Annotated in this window: 14 protein-coding genes; 12 read left to right on the forward strand and 2 right to left on the reverse strand. The window is 59.4% G+C overall.

Going from position 1 to position 14284, the window contains the following annotated elements; genetic code table 11:
- The first annotated feature begins 59 nt into the window (after nt 1-59).
- Nucleotides 60-1154, forward strand: coding sequence for a BMP family ABC transporter substrate-binding protein (locus BUS06_RS11315; RefSeq protein ID WP_074264348.1), 1095 nt, complete (start codon nt 60-62; stop codon nt 1152-1154).
- Between the two features lie 136 nt (nt 1155-1290).
- On the opposite strand, the gene BUS06_RS11320 is transcribed toward BUS06_RS11315, so the two are convergent.
- A complete protein-coding gene (locus BUS06_RS11320) occupies nt 1291-1497 on the reverse strand; it encodes a dodecin (protein ID WP_074264349.1) in 207 nt (68 codons plus the stop codon).
- Between the two features lie 200 nt (nt 1498-1697).
- Here BUS06_RS11320 and BUS06_RS11325 point away from each other — a divergent pair, with 200 nt between their 5' ends.
- The 7 genes from BUS06_RS11325 (at nt 1698) to BUS06_RS11355 (ending at nt 9463) form a co-directional block, all read left to right on the forward strand.
- Entirely contained in the window at nt 1698-3290 is a 1593-nt protein-coding gene (locus BUS06_RS11325; protein WP_074266035.1) for an ABC-F family ATPase, read from the forward strand.
- A gap of 380 nt (nt 3291-3670) precedes the next feature.
- Nucleotides 3671-4564, forward strand: a complete 894-nt coding sequence (gene cyoA / locus BUS06_RS11330; protein WP_438803537.1) for a ubiquinol oxidase subunit II — start codon at nt 3671-3673, stop codon at nt 4562-4564.
- Nucleotides 4565-4567: 3 nt separating this feature from the next.
- On the forward strand, nt 4568-6577 hold the full coding sequence (cyoB, locus tag BUS06_RS11335; protein ID WP_074264351.1) for a cytochrome o ubiquinol oxidase subunit I: 2010 nt from the start codon (nt 4568-4570) through the stop codon (nt 6575-6577).
- Nucleotides 6577-7185 (forward strand): cytochrome o ubiquinol oxidase subunit III, encoded by a 609-nt coding sequence (cyoC, locus tag BUS06_RS11340; protein WP_074264352.1) that lies wholly within the window; start codon nt 6577-6579, stop codon nt 7183-7185. Before cyoB ends, cyoC begins: the two co-directional genes overlap by 1 nt.
- A complete protein-coding gene (cyoD, locus tag BUS06_RS11345; protein ID WP_074264353.1) occupies nt 7186-7518 on the forward strand; it encodes a cytochrome o ubiquinol oxidase subunit IV in 333 nt (110 codons plus the stop codon).
- A 28-nt stretch (nt 7519-7546) separates the two neighbouring features.
- Nucleotides 7547-8737 carry an NAD(P)H-dependent flavin oxidoreductase gene (locus BUS06_RS11350; protein ID WP_074264354.1) on the forward strand — a complete coding sequence of 397 codons (1191 nt, stop codon included), beginning with the start codon at nt 7547-7549 and terminating at the stop codon, nt 8735-8737.
- Nucleotides 8738-8806: 69 nt separating this feature from the next.
- Nucleotides 8807-9463: an OmpW/AlkL family protein gene (locus BUS06_RS11355; protein ID WP_083611395.1), complete on the forward strand. Its 657-nt coding sequence runs from the start codon at nt 8807-8809 to the stop codon at nt 9461-9463.
- Nucleotides 9464-9545: 82 nt separating this feature from the next.
- Here the strand turns inward: BUS06_RS11355 and BUS06_RS11360 are convergent, their stop codons facing one another.
- Nucleotides 9546-9749 (reverse strand): DUF1289 domain-containing protein, encoded by a 204-nt coding sequence (locus BUS06_RS11360; RefSeq protein ID WP_074264355.1) that lies wholly within the window; start codon nt 9747-9749, stop codon nt 9546-9548.
- Between the two features lie 422 nt (nt 9750-10171).
- Between BUS06_RS11360 and BUS06_RS11365 the strand changes: the two genes are divergently transcribed.
- The 4 genes from BUS06_RS11365 (at nt 10172) to BUS06_RS11380 (ending at nt 14282) form a co-directional block, all read left to right on the forward strand.
- Nucleotides 10172-11272, forward strand: a complete 1101-nt coding sequence (locus BUS06_RS11365) for a polyamine ABC transporter substrate-binding protein (protein WP_074264356.1) — start codon at nt 10172-10174, stop codon at nt 11270-11272.
- 99 nt (nt 11273-11371) lie between these two features.
- Nucleotides 11372-12538 carry an ABC transporter ATP-binding protein gene (locus BUS06_RS11370; RefSeq protein WP_074264357.1) on the forward strand — a complete coding sequence of 389 codons (1167 nt, stop codon included), beginning with the start codon at nt 11372-11374 and terminating at the stop codon, nt 12536-12538.
- Complete coding sequence (locus BUS06_RS11375; protein ID WP_074264358.1) at nt 12535-13464, forward strand: ABC transporter permease subunit; 930 nt, start codon at nt 12535-12537, stop codon at nt 13462-13464. Before BUS06_RS11370 ends, BUS06_RS11375 begins: the two co-directional genes overlap by 4 nt.
- Nucleotides 13464-14282, forward strand: coding sequence for an ABC transporter permease subunit (locus tag BUS06_RS11380; RefSeq protein ID WP_074264359.1), 819 nt, complete (start codon nt 13464-13466; stop codon nt 14280-14282). Before BUS06_RS11375 ends, BUS06_RS11380 begins: the two co-directional genes overlap by 1 nt.
- Nucleotides 14283-14284 lie beyond the last annotated feature (2 nt).

Here is a 14284-nt window from a genome sequence, read left to right on the forward strand (position 1 = left end):
GCAGTATGTACAAACCCGCTTCACGGCTTGAACGAATCAATCACACGACAGGAGAAAACATGAAGAGAAGAAATCTGCTGACCGCCGCGGCGCTGGGTACGCTTTCGCTCAGTCTCGGCGTCACGCTGACGCAACCGGCACAGGCGGCCGATGTGCCCGGCGTCGCATTCGTCTACCTCGGCAACCCAGGGGATGCCGGCTGGACCTATGCGCACGATCAGGGCTCGAAGGAAGTCGAGGCCAAGTTCGGCAGCAAGATCAAGGTCACCCGCGTCGAGAACGTGCCGGAATCGGCCGACTCGGAGCGCGTGTTCCGCGATCTGGCGAACAAGGGCAATAAGATCATCATCGGTTCGAGCTTCGGCTATCAGGATTTCGAACTGAAGGTTGCGAAGGATTTCCCGGACACCGTGTTCCTGCACGCCACCGGCTACAAGAAGGCGCCTAACTTCGGCACCTATGACGTGCGCATGTATCAGGGCGCGTACCTCGCCGGCGTCGCCGCAGGCTACGTGACGAAGACCAATACGCTCGGCTTCGTGGCATCGGTGCCGATTCCCGAAGTGATCCGCAACATCAACGCGTACACGCTCGGCGCGCGTTCGGTCAATCCGAAGGTCCACACCAAGGTCATCTGGATCAACAGCTGGTTCGATCCGGGCAAGGAAAAGCAGGCCGCGGAAACGCTGATCGGCCAGGGCGCCGACGTGCTGCTGCAGAACACCGATTCGAGCGCCACGCTGGCCACGGCTTCGGAAAAGCACGTGCATGCATTCGGCTGGGATTCGGACATGAAGAAGTTCGGTCCTGACGCGCACCTGGGTTCGGTGGTCGGCAACTGGGGCGTGTACTACACGGCGGTGGTCCAGCAGGTGCTGGATGGCAAGTGGAAGAACGATCCGGTGTGGTGGGGCATTCCGCAGAAGGCCGTCAGCCTGGATGACCTGAACACGTCGGCGATTCCGGCCAATGCGCTGAAGGATGTCGCAACGAAGCGCGACCAGATCGCAAGCGGCAAGTGGGATGTGTTCGCAGGTCCGATCAAGGACCAGTCGGGCAACGTGAAGGTGCCGGCCGGCAAGACGCTGGCCGATCCGGAACTGCAGCGTCTGAACTGGTATGTGGAAGGCGTGGACGGCGACTTGCCGAAGTAATCGCCACGCGCGTTGGCGGGTGCGACGCGGGTGACTGCCGGCGCCGCGTGCCGGTCAACGCAGACAGTCGACCAGGCGGCGGTTTAGCAACCGCTGCTTTCAAGGGCTGCGTCCTCACGGACGCAGCTTTTTTTACTTATTCGATCCGCAGACCGACCTTGATGGTCACCTGCCAGTGCACGACCTTGTCGTCTTCGATGTGACCCCGCGTCTCTGTCACTTCGAACCAATGCAGATTGCGCAGGGTCTTGGACGCTTTTGCAATGGCGGTGCGAATCGCATCGTCGCTCGATTTCTCAGACGATCCGGTCAGTTCGATCTGCTTGTATACGTGGTCTTTCATCATCTCCTCCTTCATCTTCGGGTTAGTGAAAAAAGTATAGGCAATCGCGCCCCATTCGCATTGCTGGGTTGTTCCGCACATGGCATGCCCGGGACGGAGTGGTCTCCGAAGGCGGTAAAAGCGGCTATGCGCGGGCTAACATCTTGATAACCTGCTAAAATATTGGGTTGTTCGCCGCATATTCATTCAAAGGACGCGCCGTGCTGTCTACCGCCAATATCACCATGCAATTCGGGCCAAAGCCCCTCTTCGAGAACATCTCCGTCAAATTCGGGGGAGGGAACCGCTATGGCCTGATTGGTGCAAACGGCTGCGGCAAGTCGACCTTCATGAAGATTCTTGGCGGCGATCTGGAACCGAGTTCGGGCAACGTGATGCTCGAACCGAATGTGCGTCTGGGCAAATTGCGCCAGGACCAGTTCGCATACGAAGACGTGCGCGTGCTCGATGTAGTGATGATGGGCCACGCGGAAATGTGGGCCGCCATGACCGAGCGCGATGCGATCTATGCGAATCCGGACGCTACCGACGACGACTACATGCACGCCGCCGAACTCGAAGCGAAGTTCGCCGAGTACGACGGCTACACGGCCGAAGCGCGTGCGGGCGAACTGCTGCTCGGTATCGGCATTGCGATCGAAGACCACAACGGCCCGATGAGCAACGTGGCGCCGGGCTGGAAGCTGCGCGTGCTGCTCGCCCAGGCGCTGTTCTCGAAGCCGGACGTGCTGCTGCTGGATGAGCCGACCAACAACCTGGACATCAACTCGATCCGTTGGCTGGAAGACGTGCTCAACCAGTACAACTCGACGATGATCATCATCTCGCACGATCGACACTTCCTGAACCAGGTCTGCACTCACATGGCAGACATGGACTACGGCACGCTGAAGGTTTATCCGGGCAATTACGACGACTACATGCTGGCCAGCACGCAGGCTCGCGAGCGTCAGCAGAATGCCAATGCGAAGGCGAAGGAACGTGTCGCCGATCTGCAGGACTTCGTACGCCGCTTCTCGGCCAACAAGTCGAAGGCCCGCCAGGCCACCAGCCGTCTGAAGATGATCGACAAGATCAAGATCGAGGAATTCAAGCCCTCGTCGCGGCAGAACCCGTTTATCCGCTTCGAATACGAGAAGAAGCTGCACAACATCGCCGTGGTGGCCGACAGCATCACGAAGAAGTACGAACGCACGATTTTCAGCAACTTCAGCATCAGCGTGCAGCCGGGCGAGCGCATTGCCATCATCGGCCAGAACGGCGCCGGCAAGACCACGCTGCTGCGTTCACTGCAGGGTGGCATCAAGACTGAGCACGGTACGGTGAAGTGGGCCGAAAACGCGAATGTCGGTTATATGCCGCAGGACACGTACGAAGAGTTTCCGGACGACATCACGCTGATGGACTGGATCGACGGCTACCGCCAGGAAGGCGACGACGAGCAGATGGTGCGCGGCACGCTGGGCCGGCTGCTGTTCAATGCGGACGACATCCGTAAGTCGGTGAAGGTGCTTTCGGGTGGCGAGAAGGGCCGCATGATCTGGGGCAAGCTGATGCTGGGCCGCCACAACGTGCTGCTGATGGACGAGCCGACCAACCACATGGACATGGAGTCGATCGAATCGTTGCAGATCGCGCTCGACAAATACGATGGCACGCTGATTTTCGTGTCGCACGACCGTGAGTTTGTGAGCGGGCTGGCGAACCGGATTATCGAAGTGCGCACGGATGGCACGCTGTACGACTTCGGCGGCAATTACGAGGATTTCCTGGCTAGCCAGGGCGTGCAGTAAGCAAGAGGCGCTTGTCGCTTCACGATGTAACTTGCGTTGTAGCCATCGTGACCTGACGATGGTTACAACGCGATTCCCGCAGTAACGCGATTCGATCGCGCCTCAATCTCCCCCAGTTTTCCATTCTTCTACCTCCCCACGAATGCCTGGCAGCTTGCCGGCAATCGCGTCGTTGCTCGCTGTTTACCTGCTCGGTCCCGCGTGCCGTCCCCGCCTCCACAAAAAATGACATCCGCTCTGCGCTTTCCTTGGCGGAGATCAAATTTCGCCTGAGCTTTCACTCGTAGAATCCGGCGGCGTACGCATTTAACTGCGTGGGTTGCGTGTTGCGAAGATGCAGCGGATTTCAGGGGTGGTTCAATGAAAAGCAGGCAAATATGATGAACAAGGGAGTCCTTAACGACAGGGTATGGATACCCCTGGGGGGCGCGTTGGCTGCATGCCTTTCCGGTTGCAGCAAGCTCGATGTGCTCGATCCGAAAGGCAGCATTGGCGCGGCGGAAAAATCGCTGATCGGCACAGCGACCTACACGATGCTGATTGTCGTGGTGCCGGTCATCCTGATGACGCTCTGGTTCGCCTGGCGCTACCGGGCCAGCAACCGCGGCGCGACCTACGCGCCGAAATGGGCGCATTCCACGGCGATCGAAGTGGTGATCTGGACGGTGCCGTCCATCATCATTCTGTGTCTCGGGGTGCTGACGTGGAAGACCACGCACGAGCTCGATCCCTACAAGCCCATCGAATCGGCCGTGAAACCGATCAACGTCGAGGTCGTGGCGCTCGACTGGAAATGGCTTTTCATCTATCCGGATCTCGGCATTGCATCGGTCAATCAACTGGCTTTCCCGGTGGGTACGCCCGTTAATTTCATGATCACGTCGGACTCGGTCATGAATTCGTTCTTCATTCCGCGTCTGGGCAGCCAGATCTACGCCATGGCGGGCATGCAGACCCAGTTGCATCTTGTCGCCGATGAAGCGGGCGACTATGCCGGCGTGTCGGCCAACTTCAGCGGCAGGGGCTTCTCCGACATGAAGTTCCGGGCGCTCGCCACCAATCCCGAGCAGTTCAACGCGTGGGTGGAGAAGGTCAAGGCGTCGTCGGGCCGGCTCGACATGAACGAATACAACACCGTGGCACAGCCCAGCGAGAAGGCGCCCGTGCGCTACTTCTCATCGGTCGATCCGAAGCTGTTCCACAACATCATTGCGAAGTACAACAACGGCAACGTTCTCGATCTGCAGAACAGCAATTGCAGTACGAAGGGGTAACACATGTTCGGAAAACTGACACTATCGGCGATTCCGTTCGATCAGCCCATCATCATGGGCGCGGGCGCCCTGATGGCGGTCCTCGTCCTTGCCACGCTCGGCGCGTTGACGTGGTTCGGCAAATGGAAATGGCTGTGGAGCGAATGGCTCACCAGCGTCGATCACAAGCGGATCGGCGTCATGTATATCGTGGTTGCGGTATTGATGCTGCTGCGCGGCTTTGCGGACGCGGTCATGATGCGCCTGCAACTGGCGCTCGCCTATCACTCGCCGGGCTATCTGCCGCCGCATCACTACGACCAGATCTTCACGGCACACGGCGTCATCATGATCTTCTTCATGGCGATGGCGTTGATGGTGGGTCTGTTCAACCTGATCGTGCCGCTGCAGATCGGAGCGCGTGATGTCGCGTTCCCGTTCCTGAACTCGCTCAGCTTCTGGATGACCGCGATCAGCGCGATTCTGATCAACCTGTCGCTGGTGATCGGTGAGTTTGCGCAGGTTGGCTGGCTCGCGTATCCGCCGCTTTCCGAACTGCAGTTCAGTCCGGGTGTGGGGGTGGACTACTACATCTGGAGTCTGCAACTGTCGGGCGTGGGCACGTTGATCACGGGTATCAACTTCTTTGTCACCATCATCCGGATGCGCGCACCGGGCATGTCGCTGATGAAGATGCCGGTGTTCACGTGGACCGCGTTGTGCTCGAACGTGCTGATCATGGCGACGTTCCCGATCCTGACCATTGCGCTCGCGCTGCTCGGTCTGGACCGTTACCTCGGCATGCACTTCTTCACGAATGATGGCGGCGGCAACGCGATGATGTATCTGAACCTGATCTGGGCCTGGGGTCACCCCGAGGTCTACATTCTGGTTCTGCCGGCCTTCGGCATCTATTCGGAAGTCATCGCGACCTTTGCGAAGAAGCCGCTGTTCGGTTACCGGACGATGGTTTACGCCTCGTGTGTGATCACGGTACTGGCGTTCCTCGTCTGGCTGCATCACTTCTTTACGATGGGCTCGGGTGCGGATGTCAATGCGTTCTTCGGCATTATGACCATGGTCATTGCCATCCCGACCGGCGTGAAGGTGTTCAACTGGCTGTTCACGATCTACCGTGGACGCCTCGAATTCACCGCCCCGGTGCTGTGGACGATCGGCTTCATGATTACGTTCACGATCGGCGGCATGACCGGCGTGATGATGGCCATCCCCGGTGCGGACTTCGTCCTGCATAACAGCCTGTTCCTGATCGCCCACTTCCATAACGCCATCATCGGCGGCGTGGTGTTCGGCTATCTGGCTGGCGTCCACTACTGGTTCCCGAAGGTGTTCGGCATCAAGCTGAACGAAAAACTCGGCAAGGCCGCGTTCTGGCTGTGGTTTGTCGGTTTCTACGTATCGTTCATGCCGCTCTATGTGCTCGGCTTCATGGGCATGACGCGACGTCTGAACCACTACGACAACCCGGCATGGCATCCGTGGCTGATCGCCGCGGCTTGCGGTGTGGTGTTTATTGCGCTGGGTGTGGTTTGCCAGGTTCTGCAGGTGATCGTCAGCGTGCGCAACCGCAAGCTGCCCGAATACCGCGATGCGACGGGCGATCCGTGGGATGGCCGAACGCTCGAATGGGCCACGGCGTCGCCGCCGCCCGTCTATAACTTTGCAACGATCCCGGTGGTGCATGAACTCGATGCCTTCACGCATATGAAGGAAACCGGGCAGGGCCTCGGCAAGGTGGCGGTATACCGCGACATTCATATGCCGTCGAATACGAGCGCAGGCCTCTTTATTGGCATCTTCAGCCTGTTGCTGGGCTTCGCCGGAGTCTGGCATATCACGTGGCTCGCGGTGGCAGCGCTGGTCGCCATCATGGCGACGGTGATCGGGCGCAGCTTCGGCGATAACGACGGCTACATGATCCCCGCCGAGACGGTCCGGAGGATCGAAGAGGAGGGCGGCAGGGCAGGCGAAACGAAGCATGACGAGCGGCTTGCCGCTGCGGAGGTCAACTGATGTCACATACAACTCATCTTGCTACACCTGGCGCGCTGGAAAGCGAGCACGCGCCGTCCCATTCGGTATTCGGGTTCTGGCTCTATCTGATGACCGACTGCGTGCTGTTCGCCTCGCTGTTCGCGGTGTTTGCCGTGATGGCGCAGCAGTTCGCAGGCGGTCCCACCGGAAAGGATCTGTTCGATATCCCGGGCGTCGCGCTGGAGACGGCGGTACTTTTGCTGAGCAGTATCACCTACGGCTTCGCCATGCTCGGTGCGCATAAGCGCAAGTCGGGCGTCGTGCTCGGTTGGCTCGCGATCACCTTTGTTCTGGGTCTGGCGTTTCTCTGGTTCGAAGTGCAGGAGTTCTCGCACCTGATCGCTGAAGGCGCCGGGCCGAGCCGCAGCGCGTTCCTCTCGTCCTTTTTCACGCTGGTCGGCACGCACGGTTTGCACGTCACGGTGGGCCTTATCTGGATGGTCGTGCTCGCCGTGCAGATCGTCCTCAAGCCTGAGATGTCCGAGCGCGAGGTTACGCGTCTCGCGTGCCTGAGTCTCTTTTGGCATTTTCTCGACATCGTGTGGATCTGTGTGTTTTCGTTTGTCTATCTTGGGAGCGTGCTTTAAATGGCTCATACCCAATCGCTTCATGAAGAAGAATCGCACGGCAGCGTATCCGGCTACGTCGCAGGTTTCGTGCTGGCGGTGCTGCTGACGGCCGCGTCGTTTGGTCTCGTCGTGCGCGGCGTTCTCCCGCCGCAGATAGCAATGATCGCGCTAGCCGTATTGGCGTTGGTGCAGATCGTCGTTCATCTGGTGTTTTTCCTGCACCTGAATACGTCGTCCGGGCAACGTTGGAATGTGATGGCGTTTTGCTACACCGCGGTGGCCGCGATCATTCTGATCGGCGGCACGATGTGGGTGATGCATAACGTCAGCACGAACATGATGTCGCGGTAATTGCGCGCAGCGTTCCCCTGGAGACCTCATGCACCCATCTCATTCGTTTGCGCCGCTGATCATCCGCGGCCGCACGCTGTTACCGATCGTGCAGGGCGGCATGGGCGTTGGCGTATCCGCGCACCGGCTAGCCGGCAGCGTGGCGCGCGAGGGCGCGCTCGGTACAATCGCCAGCATCGATCTGCGTCACCATCACGCGGATCTGGTCGAGGAGTGCCGCGTCAATCCCAGCCGCGCCAAGCTCGAGGCCGCCAACCTCACGGCGCTGGCGCGCGAGATCGGCGCAGCCCGTGCCTTGAGCGAAGGGCGCGGCATGATTGCCGTCAACGTGATGAAGGCGGTCAATGCGCACGCGGACTATGTGCGGGTTGCCTGCGAAAGCGGCGCGGATGCGATCGTCATGGGTGCCGGTCTGCCGCTCGACTTGCCCGATATGACGCGAGACCACGATATCGCCTTGATCCCGATTCTGTCCGACGCCCGTGGCATTGCACTCGTGCTCAGGAAGTGGATGAAGAAGGGGCGCTTGCCCGATGCGATCGTGATCGAGCATCCCGCGCACGCCGGTGGCCATCTTGGGGTAACGAACCTGGCGGACATGCAGGACGGGCGCTTCGATTTCGCGAGAGTGTTCGAGGAACTGGAACCGGTGTTTGCATCGCTCGGCCTGAACCGGCGGGATGTGCCGTTGATCGTCGCGGGCGGCATCAATAGCCACGAGGCCGTGCGGACGTGCCTCACGGCGGGCGCCAACGGTGTGCAGCTTGGCACCCCGTTTGCCGTCACGGAAGAGGGTGACGCGCATCCCAACTTCAAACGTGTGCTTGCTGAAGCGGCCCCTGAAGACATTGTCGAATTCGTCAGCGTCACGGGGCTGCCGGCGCGCGCTGTGAAAACGCCTTGGCTGATGCGTTATCTGCGCAACGAGACACGCATTCGCGACAAGATCGGCACGCTCAAGAACGCGTGTCCGACGGCGCTCGAGTGTCTGAGCGTGTGCGGTCTGCGCGACGGCATCGAAAAGTTCGGACACTTCTGTATCGATACGCGACTCGCCGCAGCGTTGCGCGGTGATGTGGCCAATGGCCTGTTCTTCCGCGGCCGCGAGACATTGCCGTTTGGCACGGCCATTCGCAGCGTACGCGACCTGATCGAGTTGCTGCTGACCGGTTCGGCGCGACCCGCTGTCGCAGGGCGATGGGCGTATTCGCTCGGTTGACGCTGGTCAACGCGACTGACGCTTCAAGCTTCGACAATCCCCGCAATCATCAACCAAACGGGGAACAGAATGAAGCACAGCATCAGCAATCGAATCAAAGCCGCGGTCATCGCATCGTGTCTGCTGGGCATGGGACTCGCGGCGTCTCAGGCCCGCGCTGAGAGCGGCGACGAGATGAACGGCATTCACGCGGGCGACGTGCTCGTGCGCTTGCGGGCCATCAGCATCATTCCGAACGTATCAACGAACAACACCTTGTCGGCGCTGAACGTAAACGTCAACAATGCGATCGTGCCGGAACTGGATCTGACCTACATGATCCGCGACTATCTGGGCGTCGAACTGATTCTGGGGACGTCGCGGCATCAACTGACGTCGAGCCTCGGCAATCTGGGCGGGGTGAACGTGCTGCCGCCCACGCTGCTGTTGCAATATCACTTCAACCACCAGGGGCGCATCCGGCCGTACCTCGGCGCAGGCGTGAACTACACGTATTTCTACAACAACGGGCTGAACGTGAACGGCCAGCCGATTTCGATCACCAACCACAGCTTCGGGCCGGCTGTGCAGGCCGGCGTCGACGTGCAGATCACGAAGTCGTTGTTCGTCAATGCGGACATCAAGAAAATCTGGATGAGAACCGATGCCTCGCTCGGCGGGGCATCGCTGGGCCGGCTGGACATCGATCCAGTCGTGGTGGGACTCGGTGTCGGGATGCGCTTCTGATGAGGACGCCGGGGTTTCCCGGCGTTTTTTTCATGCCGCGCCCGTTTCTTGCAGAACTGTCATGAACCGGGCCGTCTCGCTGTCACAGCTTGTCGTATTTGAAACGCATCGCGGTGCCTTCCTGTTCGATGCGCACCCACACCGCGCGTTTTTCCTCGTCGCTCAGGAAAACCCAGTTGGAAACCTCGGTAGCTGTGCGCCCGCAGCCCTTGCAGACTTCGTCGAAGAGCGTAGAGCAGACGCCGATGCACGGGCTGTCTGGAAGAGCGTGGAGATTCGAAGCCATTCAAAACCTTGGGACGGGAAGCAGGGAGGTACTGCTATGTTAACCGATGCTGCGGATTCCCTCTGAACGTGCCTCCACACCGTCGCCCTTGGCATCGTCATATCCCTGCGCCACACTTCCTTACAAATAGACTTCACTTCCTGTCGAAACCCGTGCATGGCAAACCACCCGCGGACGGTCTTTTTTTCCCGGTGGACAGGCGGCCATAACCCGCTAAAATTGCGCGCAATTTTGTATCGAACGAACAGGCTGGCGCGTCCGCGCGAACCGGCTGCGCTGTACCCTTTGCGCGACAGCTTCGCGGTTTTTTTGAAGCGCGCAATAATTAGTGGTAGTTTTCGGGTTTTTCAGGAGAGCCGCGGGCGGTGCGCTGCGGCACGTGGAGTGGACGGTCGGCCGAGGCCGACGGATCGGAGAACGGGATGAAAAAACTGGTAGTGCGTCAACTCGCGGCGCTGATGCTGTGTGCTACGCCGTGGCTTACGGCCGGCGCAAAAGATACGCAATTGAACGTGTATAACTGGTCCGATTACATCGCCAAGGACACGATCCCGAACTTCACCAAGCAGACCGGCGTTCAGGTCAAATACGACAACTACGACAGCGACGACACGCTGCAGGCCAAATTGCTGACCGGCAATTCCGGCTATGACATCGTGGTGCCGACCAGCAACTACGCCGGCAAGCAGATTGCCGCGGGCATTTTCGCTCCGTTGGACAAATCGAAGCTGCCTAACCAGAAATACCTCGATCCTTCGCTGATGGCGCTCGTCGCCGGCGCCGATCCGGGCAACAAATACGCCGACCCGTGGGCCTACGGTACGACGGGTCTCGGTTACAACGTCACCAAAGTCCAGCAGATCCTCGGCAAGAACGTCCCGCTCGACAACTGGGACATTCTGTTCAAACCCGAAAACATTTCGAAGCTGAAGGCGTGCGGCGTCTCGGTGCTCGACGCTCCTGACCAGATGTTCGCGGCGGCGCTGCATTACATCGGCAAGGATCCGATGAGCACGAACCCGGCGGACTATCGTGCCGCGCTCGACATGATGAAGAAGATCCGCCCGTACATCACGCAGTTCAACTCGTCGGGCTACATCAACGACCTGGTCGGCGGCGACGTCTGCTTCGCCTACGGCTGGTCGGGCGACGTGGTGATCGCGAAGCACCGCGCGGTCGAGGCGAAGAAGCCGTACAAGATCGAGTATTACATTCCGAAGGGTGGCGCACCGGTCTGGTTCGACGTGATGGCGATTCCGAAGGACGCGAAGAACAAGGAAGCGGCGCTCGAATGGATCAATTACATCGAGACGCCGCAGGTCCACGCCGCGATCACCAACGAGGTCTACTACCCGAGCGCGAACCTCGAATCGCGCAAATATGTGGACAAGGACGTGGCGAACGATCCGGCCGTCTATCCGCCGCCTGAAGTCATCAAGACGCTGTTCCTGCTGAAGCCGCTGCCGCCGGAAATCCAGCGGCTGCAGACGCGGCTCTGGACTGAATTCAAGTCCGGCCGTTAAAGTCTGCGGATTGAATGGTCGATAGCAAGGCATGTCCACCAAGCCCCCGGCGTTCACCGGGGGCTTTGTTCGTCAAATGCAGGAGCGAAGTACCACATTATGAGCAGTGACCAGTCGGGTGTGCTGGCGGCGGCCGGCACGCTGCCTCCGGGCAGCTATGCCGCTGCGGGCGATGCAGCGGAAAACTTCGTGCAGATCGTCGATGTCGTCAAGAAGTTTGGCGAGACGGTTGCGGTCAAGCAGGTCAACCTGTCGGTGAAGAAGGGCGAGCTGTTCGCATTGCTGGGCAGTTCCGGTTGCGGCAAGTCCACGCTCCTGCGCATGCTGGCGGGACTCGAGACCGTGACTTCGGGCAAGATCCTGATCGACGGCGAAGACCTCGCGCAGATGCCGCCGTATCGTCGGCCGGTCAACATGATGTTCCAGTCGTATGCGCTGTTTCCGCATATGACCGTCGAGGCGAACGTGGCCTTCGGCCTGAAGCAGGAGAGCGTGCCGAAGGCCGAACTGCAGGAGCGCGTACAGGCAGTGCTCGATCTCGTGCAGATGGGGCGCTTTGCCAAGCGCAAACCGCATCAGCTTTCGGGCGGACAGCAGCAGCGGGCGGCGCTTGCGCGCAGCCTCGTCAAGCGGCCCAAGCTGTTGCTGCTCGACGAGCCAATGTCCGCGCTCGACAAGCAGATTCGCCAGCGCACGCAGATCGAGCTGGTCAACATCCTCGACAAGGTCGGCGTCACCTGCATCATGGTCACCCACGATCAGGAAGAGGCGATGACGATGGCCGCCCGGCTCGCGGTGATGAGCGAAGGCGAGATCGTCCAGCTCGGCACGCCGCACGAAGTGTATGAGTATCCGAACAGCCGCTTTTCGGCCGAGTTTATCGGCTCGACCAATCTGTTCGACGGCACGGTAGTCGAGGACGAACCGGATCACGTGTTCGTCGAAACCGCCGATCTGCCGGTTCGCCTCTATGTGAATCACGGCATCACCGGGCCGCTTGGCATGCCGCTGACGATTTCCGTGCGGCCCGAGCGTATCGCGCTCACGCGCAAGCCACCTGAGGGCGCGTACAACTGGGGCAAGGGCGTTGTCACGAATATCGCGTACATGGGCGGCTATTCGCTGTACCACGTGAAGCTCGAGAGCGGCAAGATGGTGGTGGCGAACGTCACGAGCCTCGCGCTTTCCGAAATCGAGTCACCGACGTGGGGCGACGAAGTGTACGTGCGCTGGAGCGCTTCCGCGGGAGTGGTGCTGACGTCATGAAAAGCGCGCTGAGTTCATTTGCGTCGTGGCCGGTGCGGCGCTTTGGCCTGACCGGCCGCACCGCCGTCGTGGCCGGACCGTTCATCTGGCTGCTGATGTTTTTCCTTGTCCCGTTCCTGCTGGTGGTGAAGATCAGCTTCGCCGACCTGCAGCTGGGCATTCCGCCGTACACCGAGCTGACGAGTTTCCAGGACGGCGTGCTGCATATTGCGCTGGACCTGTCGCACTACGCGTTCCTGCTAACGGACAGCCTGTACTTTGCGACGTATGTGAATTCCGTGGTGGTGGCGGCAGTGTCGACGCTGCTGTGCCTGTTGCTGGGCTACCCGATGGCGTATTACATCGCTCGCTCGAACCCGGCCACGCGCAATATTCTGATGATGGCGGTGATGCTGCCGTTCTGGACGTCGTTTCTGATTCGCGTGTACGCATGGATCGGCATCCTGAAGAATAATGGCTTGCTGAATAACTTTCTGATGTCGATTGGCCTGATTCATACGCCGATCGAGTTGTATCACACGAATACCGCGGTTTATATCGGCATGGTGTATTCGTACTTGCCGTTTCTGGTGATGCCGCTGTACGCGCACCTTGTGAAAATGGACATGACGCTGCTGGAAGCGGCTTATGACCTTGGCGCAAAACCCTGGAAGGCGTTCTGGCAGATAACGTTGCCATTGTCCAAAAACGGGATTATTGCGGGCTGTCTGCTGGTGTTCATTCCGGCGGTGGGTGAGTATGTGATTCCGGAATTGCTGGGTGGGGCGAATACGCTGATGATTGGCCGGGTGATGTGGAATGAGTTCTTCGACAATGCCGACTGGCCGATGGCATCCGCGGTGACCTGCGCGATGGTATTGCTGCTGCTGGTGCCGATGGCGCTGTTTCAGTATGCGCAGGCGAAGGCGCTGGAGGAAAGGCGCTGATGAAGCCGAACAGGTTCTTGCAGATTTTCGCGCTCGGGATTGGGTTTTTGTTTCTATACATCCCGATTGTGAGCCTGGTGGTGTATTCGTTCAACGAATCGCAACTGGTGACCGTGTGGACGCATTTTTCGACGCGCTGGTATGCGGCGTTGCTGGGCGACGATGAACTGATCTCGGCGGCGTGGTTGTCGTTGCAGATTGGATTGTTGACGGCGTTTGCATCGGTGTTTATCGGCACATGGGCGGGGTTTGTGCTGGCGCGGATGGGGCGGTTTCGCGGCTTCACTTTGTACACCGGCATGATCAATGCACCGCTGGTGATTCCCGAAGTGATTCAGGGGATTTCGCTGCTGCTGCTGTTCATCGAAATGGCTAAATGGCTGGGATGGCCTGCCGGGCGTGGATTGCTCACAATCTGGATCGGGCATGTGATGTTGTGTATTTCTTATGTCGCGATCATTGTGCAGTCGCGGGTGAGGGAGTTGCATCCTTCGCTGGAAGAGGCAGCGCTTGATCTCGGGGCTACGCCGTTGCGGGTGTTTTTCTTTATTACATTGCCGCTGATTTCGCAGGCGCTTGTGGCTGGGTGGTTGCTGTCGTTTACTTTGTCTATCGACGATCTGGTTTTGTCGGCGTTTTTGTCGGGGCCTGGGTCGACGACTTTGCCGCTGGTGGTTTTTTCTCGCGTTCGGTTGGGGCTTAATCCTGAGATGAATGCGCTTGCTACGCTGTTTATTGCTTTTGTTACTGTTGGGGTTGTGGTTGCTAATTATTTTATGCAGCGGAGTGAGCGGAAGAGGGTGGCTTTGGCGGTTTGATT

It is taken from the genome of Paraburkholderia phenazinium (assembly GCF_900141745.1).
Classification (GTDB): domain Bacteria; phylum Pseudomonadota; class Gammaproteobacteria; order Burkholderiales; family Burkholderiaceae; genus Paraburkholderia; species Paraburkholderia phenazinium_B.

Excerpts from the sequence above, each read along its gene's own strand:
- BUS06_RS11315 (WP_074264348.1), top strand. The coding sequence starts at position 60 with ATGAAGAGAAGAAATCTGCTGACCGCCGCGGCGCTGGGTACGCTTTCG.
- BUS06_RS11320 (WP_074264349.1), bottom strand. The coding sequence starts at position 1,497 with ATGAAAGACCACGTATACAAGCAGATCGAACTGACCGGATCGTCTGAG.
- cyoA (WP_438803537.1), top strand. The coding sequence starts at position 3,671 with ATGAACAAGGGAGTCCTTAACGACAGGGTATGGATACCCCTGGGGGGC.
- cyoB (WP_074264351.1), top strand. The coding sequence starts at position 4,568 with ATGTTCGGAAAACTGACACTATCGGCGATTCCGTTCGATCAGCCCATC.
- cyoC (WP_074264352.1), top strand. The coding sequence starts at position 6,577 with ATGTCACATACAACTCATCTTGCTACACCTGGCGCGCTGGAAAGCGAG.
- cyoD (WP_074264353.1), top strand. The coding sequence starts at position 7,186 with ATGGCTCATACCCAATCGCTTCATGAAGAAGAATCGCACGGCAGCGTA.
- BUS06_RS11350 (WP_074264354.1), top strand. The coding sequence starts at position 7,547 with ATGCACCCATCTCATTCGTTTGCGCCGCTGATCATCCGCGGCCGCACG.
- BUS06_RS11355 (WP_083611395.1), top strand. The coding sequence starts at position 8,807 with ATGAAGCACAGCATCAGCAATCGAATCAAAGCCGCGGTCATCGCATCG.
- BUS06_RS11360 (WP_074264355.1), bottom strand. The coding sequence starts at position 9,749 with ATGGCTTCGAATCTCCACGCTCTTCCAGACAGCCCGTGCATCGGCGTC.
- BUS06_RS11365 (WP_074264356.1), top strand. The coding sequence starts at position 10,172 with ATGAAAAAACTGGTAGTGCGTCAACTCGCGGCGCTGATGCTGTGTGCT.
- BUS06_RS11370 (WP_074264357.1), top strand. The coding sequence starts at position 11,372 with ATGAGCAGTGACCAGTCGGGTGTGCTGGCGGCGGCCGGCACGCTGCCT.
- BUS06_RS11375 (WP_074264358.1), top strand. The coding sequence starts at position 12,535 with ATGAAAAGCGCGCTGAGTTCATTTGCGTCGTGGCCGGTGCGGCGCTTT.
- BUS06_RS11380 (WP_074264359.1), top strand. The coding sequence starts at position 13,464 with ATGAAGCCGAACAGGTTCTTGCAGATTTTCGCGCTCGGGATTGGGTTT.